This window comes from Kitasatospora sp. MBT63, from assembly GCF_000710465.2.
Taxonomy (GTDB): domain Bacteria; phylum Actinomycetota; class Actinomycetes; order Streptomycetales; family Streptomycetaceae; genus Kitasatospora.
In genome coordinates this window covers 1-5318 of the sequence record NZ_JAIZ01000047.1, presented here as the reverse complement: position 1 = coordinate 5318, position 5318 = coordinate 1, and the positions used below count along the sequence as shown (strand labels likewise).

4 protein-coding genes are annotated in these 5318 nt (G+C 72.7%); 1 reads left to right on the top strand and 3 read right to left on the bottom strand.

From position 1 onward, the window contains the following. Positions 1–76: 76 nt before the first annotated feature. From AA75_RS03095 to AA75_RS03085, 3 genes are all read right to left on the bottom strand, one after another. Positions 77–2593 (bottom strand): RNA helicase, encoded by a 2517-nt coding sequence (locus AA75_RS03095; RefSeq protein ID WP_033818145.1) that lies wholly within the window; start codon positions 2591–2593, stop codon positions 77–79. Between the two features lie 82 nt (positions 2594–2675). After that, positions 2676–4055: a serine hydrolase gene (locus AA75_RS03090; protein ID WP_033818144.1), complete on the bottom strand. Its 1380-nt coding sequence runs from the start codon at positions 4053–4055 to the stop codon at positions 2676–2678. Positions 4056–4116: 61 nt separating this feature from the next. Further along, the gene (locus AA75_RS03085) at positions 4117–4716 is read right to left on the bottom strand and encodes a hypothetical protein (protein WP_033818143.1); all 600 of its coding nucleotides are present in this window, start codon (positions 4714–4716) and stop codon (positions 4117–4119) included. 421 nt (positions 4717–5137) lie between these two features. On the opposite strand from AA75_RS03085, the gene AA75_RS48970 reads away from it, so the two are divergent. Then, positions 5138–5318 (top strand): hypothetical protein (locus tag AA75_RS48970; protein ID WP_033818142.1); only part of this gene is annotated, 181 nt, incomplete at its 3' end.

Genomic DNA, 5318 nt, shown 5'->3' with positions numbered 1-5318 from the left:
AGGTCATCAGGTGTTGCGAGGACCCCGAGAATCCGCCACCGCGGTCCGGGGCTCGGCCGTGTCCGGCGCGCCGCGCTCAGCCGTCCAGCCGGTTGACTGCCGTGACCCGCAGCACCGCCCGGCCCTCCTCGTCGGAGCCGTACAGGTCGACCTCGGCGCTGATGCCCCAGTCGTGGTGCTTCTCCGGGTCCTCGAAGATCTGCCGGACCCGCCAGGAGCCCTCCTCCGGGTCCTCCTCGATCAGCAGCATCCGCGGCCCGCGGGCGTCCGGCCCGGTGCCCAGGTCGTCGTACTCCTCCCAGTACCCGTCCATCGCGTCCGCCCAGCGGTCGGCGTCCCAGCCGTACTCGCCGTCCAGCTCGCCGAGTTCGCGGTAGTTCTCCAGCGCGGCCAGCTCGACCCGGCGGAACATCTCGTTGCGCACCAGGACGCGGAAGGCACGGGCGTTGGCGGTCACCGGGGCCGGCTTGTCGTCGAGGCGGACCTCGGGGGCCTGCGGGTCGGTCGGGTTGGCCAGCTGCTCCCACTCGTCCAGCAGCGAGGAGTCGACCTGGCGGACCAGCTCGCCGAGCCAGGCGATGACGTCCTTGAGGTCGTCGGTCTTGATGTCCTCGGGGACGGTCTGCTCCAGCGCCTTGAACGCGCCCGCCAGGTAGCGCAGCACGATGCCCTCGGTGCGCGCCAGGTCGTAGTGGCCGACGTAGTCGGTGAAGGTCATCGCCCGCTCGTACAGGTCGCGGACCACCGACTTCGGCTGCAGCGGGTGGTCGCCGATCCACGGGTGCGCCCGCCGGTAGACGTCGTACGCGTGGCCGAGCAGCTCCTCCAGCGGCTTCGGGTAGGTGATCTCCTGGAGCCGCTCCATCCGCTCCTCGTACTCGACGCCGTCGCGCTTCATCTCGCCGATCGCCTCGCCGCGCGCCTTGTTCTGCTGCGAGGCGAGGATCTGCCGCGGGTCGTCGAGCGTCGCCTCGACCACCGAGACCACGTCCATCGCGTACGAGGGCGAGGTCGGGTCGAGCAGCTCGAAGGCGGCCAGCGCGAAGGTGGAGAGCGCCTGGTTGAGCGCGAAGTTCTCCTGGAGGTCCATGGTGAGGCGCACGATCCGGCCCTCGGCGTCCGGCTCCGGCAGCCGCTCGACCACGCCGCCGTCCAGCAGCGAACGGTAGATCGCGATGGCGTTGCGGATGTGGCGGCGCTGGGCGGAGCGCTCCTCGTGGTTGTCGGTGAGCAGCTTGCGCATCGCCTCGAAGGCGTTGCCCGGGCGGCCGATCACCGAGAGCAGCATCGCGTGGCTGACCTTGAACCGGGAGACCAACGGCTCCGGGTCGGCGGCGATCAGCTTCTCGAAGCCCTCCTCGGTCCAGCCGACGAAACCTTCCGGCGCCTTCTTCCGGACCACCTTGCGCTTCTTCTTCGGGTCGTCACCGGCCTTGGCGACGGCCTTCTCGTTCTCGATCACGTGCTCCGGCGCCTGCGCCACCACCTGGCCGACGGTGTCGAACCCGGCCCGGCCGGCCCGCCCGGCGATCTGGTGGAACTCCCGCGCCCGCAGGGTCCGCACCCGGATGCCGTCGTACTTGGACAGCGCCGTGAACAGCACCGTGCGGATCGGCACGTTGACGCCGACGCCCAGGGTGTCCGTCCCGCAGATCACCTTCAGCAGACCGGCCTGCGCGAGCCGCTCCACCAGCCGGCGGTACTTGGGCAGCATGCCGGCGTGGTGCACGCCGATGCCGTGCCGCACGTACCGGGACAGGTTGCGGCCGAACTTGGTGGTGAACCGGAAGCCGCCGATCAGCGCGGCGATGGCGTCCTTCTCCTCCTTCGAGCACATGTTGATGCTCATCAGGGACTGCGCCCGCTCCACCGCCTCCTTCTGCGTGAAGTGCACCACGTAGACCGGTGCCTGACCGGTCTTCAGCAGCTCCTCCAGGGTGTCGTGCAGGGTGGTGCGGCGGTACTCGTAGAACAGCGGGACCGGGCGGGTCGCCGAGCGGACCACCGTGGTCGGGCGGCCGGTACGGCGGGTCAGGTCCTCCTCGAAGCGGCGGACGTCGCCGAGCGTCGCCGACATCAGCAGGAACTGCACGTGCGGCAGCTCCAGGATCGGGATCTGCCAGGCCCAGCCGCGGTCCGGCTCGGCGTAGAAGTGGAACTCGTCCATCACGACCTGGCCGATGTCGGCCCGCTCGCCGTCGCGCAGCGCGATGTTGGCCAGCACCTCGGCGGTGCAGCAGATGATCGGCGCGGTCGGGTTGACGCTGGCGTCGCCCGTCATCATGCCGACCTGGTCGGTGCCGAAGATCTTGCACAGGTCGAAGAACTTCTCCGAGACCAGCGCCTTGATCGGCGCGGTGTAGAAGGTCCGCTTGCCCTCGGCCAGCGCGGCGAAGTGCGCACCCGCCGCCACCAGGCTCTTCCCGGAGCCGGTCGGGGTCGCCAGGATGACGTTGTTCCCGGAGACCAGCTCGATCAGCGCCTCCTCCTGGGCCGGGTACAGCGTGATACCGCGCTCGGCCGTCCATTCGGCGAAGGTCTCGTAGAGGGCGTCGGGCGTGGCGGGCTTCGGCATCAGGTCCAGGAGGGTCACCGGCCTATCTTGCCTGCTCGGGATCACCCCGGGCAAAGCCTGGACGCGCCCGGGCAGCCGGGCGCCCGGGCGGCCCGGAGGTTCAGGCGGGCCGCCAGCCGCCGGGCTCGACACCACCGGGGACGGCCGACGCGGGACCGTACGGCTCCCGGGTCAGCACGAAGCTCCCCAGGTCGAGGTGGACCGGTGAGCCGTCGGCGGCCCGGACCACCCGCAGGGTCTCCCCGGCGTAGTAGCCGTCCAGGCCGGTCCAGGTGCCGTCCGGGCCGGGCCGGAAGCGGCTGCCGGGGCCGCCCGGTGCGGCGAGCGGCACCAGCTCCAGCGCCCGCTCGGCGCGCAGCCGCAGGGTGAAGCCCTGCGGACCCCAGTACCAGGGGCCGGTCAGGGCCAGCAGGGACTCGTCGAGATCGGCCAGCGGCCGCCACGGGCGCGGCATCGGCGGCTCGTGCTCCGCCACGATGGCGATCAGGTCGGCGGCGAGCGCGGCCGGGCTCGGCGTGCCCGAGGTGGAGTTGGCGAGCGCGACGGCGGCCACCCCCTCCCGCTCGCCGACCCACAGGCCCGCCCGGAAGCCGGGCATCGAGCCGGTGTGCCCGAACAGCAGACCCCCGTCGCGGCGGCGCAGCTGCAGCCCGAGGCCGTACCCGGCGCTCCAGTCCTCCTCCGCGGGCGCCGCCGGGCGGCGCATCTCGGCGCGGGTCTCCGCGGCCAGGACCCGCGGGTCCCCGTCCGCCAGGAAGGCCGCCCAGCGGGCCAGGTCGGCGGCGGTCGACCAGAGCTGACCGGCCGGGGCCATCCGGCCGGTGTCGGTGAGCGGCTCGGGCAGCATCACGTCCGCCCAGGGGTGCACGGCGAAACCGCCGGCGTGCGGGGCCCGCGGCAGCAGGCTGGTCCGGGTCAGGCCGAGCGGATCGAGGACCTCCCGCGCCAGCACATCGCCCCAGGGCGCGCCGCGCAGCCGCTCCACCAGGGCGCCCAGCAGCGCGTAACCGGGGTTCGAGTAGTGGAAGCGACGGCCGCGGGGGTGCCGCAGCGGCTGCTCGTCCAGCAGGTCGGCCAGCTCCGGGCGGAGCGTGCCCTCGGTCCGCTCCCACCAGGGGCCGGGGGTCTCGGCGGCCAGTCCCGCGGTGTGCGAGAGCAGCTGCGCGACGGTGGCGTCACCGGCAGCGGTGCCCGGCAGGTGCCGCTCCAGCGGGTCGGCGAGGTCGAGCAGCCCCTCGTCGCGCAGCCGTAGCACCAGGACGGCGGCGAAGGTCTTGGTGATCGAACCGATCCGGTACTGCACGTCCGGGGTGGGCGCATGGTCGTCGATCATGCCCCGGGCGCCGGTCCACACCGTCCGACCGTCCCGCACCACGGCGCCCACCAGGGACGGGGTGCGGCCCTCCGCCTGGACCGTGGCCAGCCGGTGCAGCAGCGCGCGGCGGGTGGCGGGCAGCAGGTCGTCCGGCTGGTCGGTCATACGCACCTCGGTGTCTCGGACTGGTCGGCCTCGCCGATGCCAGGGCACCGGCGAGGCAAACCTAGCCGCGACCGTGCGGGTACGCCCCCGGATTTCCGCCGAAGCCGGTGGGGGGAAGGTGCCCCGGGGGCCGGTCGGGCCCTGCGCCGGCCTCCCGCCGGGCCCGCTCCGAGCGGGCGCGCTCGGCGGCCGCGGGCAACGAGCGGCGCCCCTGGCGCATCCGGTCCCGGATGCTCCCCGCCATCCTGGCGACCGTCTCGGCGCTGGAGCGCCGGCCGTCACCGACGTCCTCCCGGGGCAGGTCGAACACCGTCCCGCTGGGCAGACACCAGGTGCAGTTGGCCTCCTCGTCCAGCAGCCAGCCGTCCTCGCACCGGTCCGAGACCTCGCAGTCGGGCAACTCCACCAGCTGCACCGCGATGTCGTCGGCCCGCTCCAGCAGCTCGGGCGCGGACAGATGGGCGAACCGCTGGTACCAGCGCCGCTCGATCCGCTCCCGCAACTGCTCCGGGGTGCGCCGGCCGAGCTGGCGGACCACCGTGTTCCGGGCCGTGTGCGGGATGCCCCCGCGGCGCTCCAGCGCGATGCGCAGCGGCCGGGGGTAGTGACTGGTGACCCAGTCCACGGGGTTCGAGCCCGGGCCGACGTACGGGGTGGTCATGGTGTGCCTCCGGCGGTGATGCTGCCATCCATGGTCGCAGGGGCGCGGCCGTTCGCGACACCATCACCCGGACCGGTGGCTTCCCGGGGCCCGGGCGTGGTCCCCGGCCGACCACCGGGCCTGGGCGGCGCCGCCGGTCCGGGCGGGGTGGCTGCGCGGCTCAAGGGCTCTCCGGGGTGGTGGCGCGGGTCGGGGGAGCCCGTTCCCTCACCGGCTCAGCAAAGATCACGCAAAGCTTCGCAGGCGCCGCATTAATTCTGCCTGGAAGAGGTTTGACCACAGCCTAGGGTCTCCTTGGCATTCGCCCGTCTGTGCGGATTGTCGGTATCTGTTGATCCATCATGGGGAGTTTTTCGTGGGGGCTTGGCGAGCACGAACGCCAATCGGTAGATGGTTGTGGGGGCGTCATCGATGGCTGGGTATGGCCAGCCTGCTGGCGTTGTTGATGTCGCTGCTGGCGGCGCCGTCGGCGGAGGCGCTGGCGGCGAAGCGGCCGCACGGGAAGGTGTGGTCGCCGTCCTCGGCGGTGAGCGCGGGTCAGAAGCCGGTCAAGGGGAAGAACCTGACGCCGGCCAAGGCGAAGGCGCCGGCGTATCCGGTGC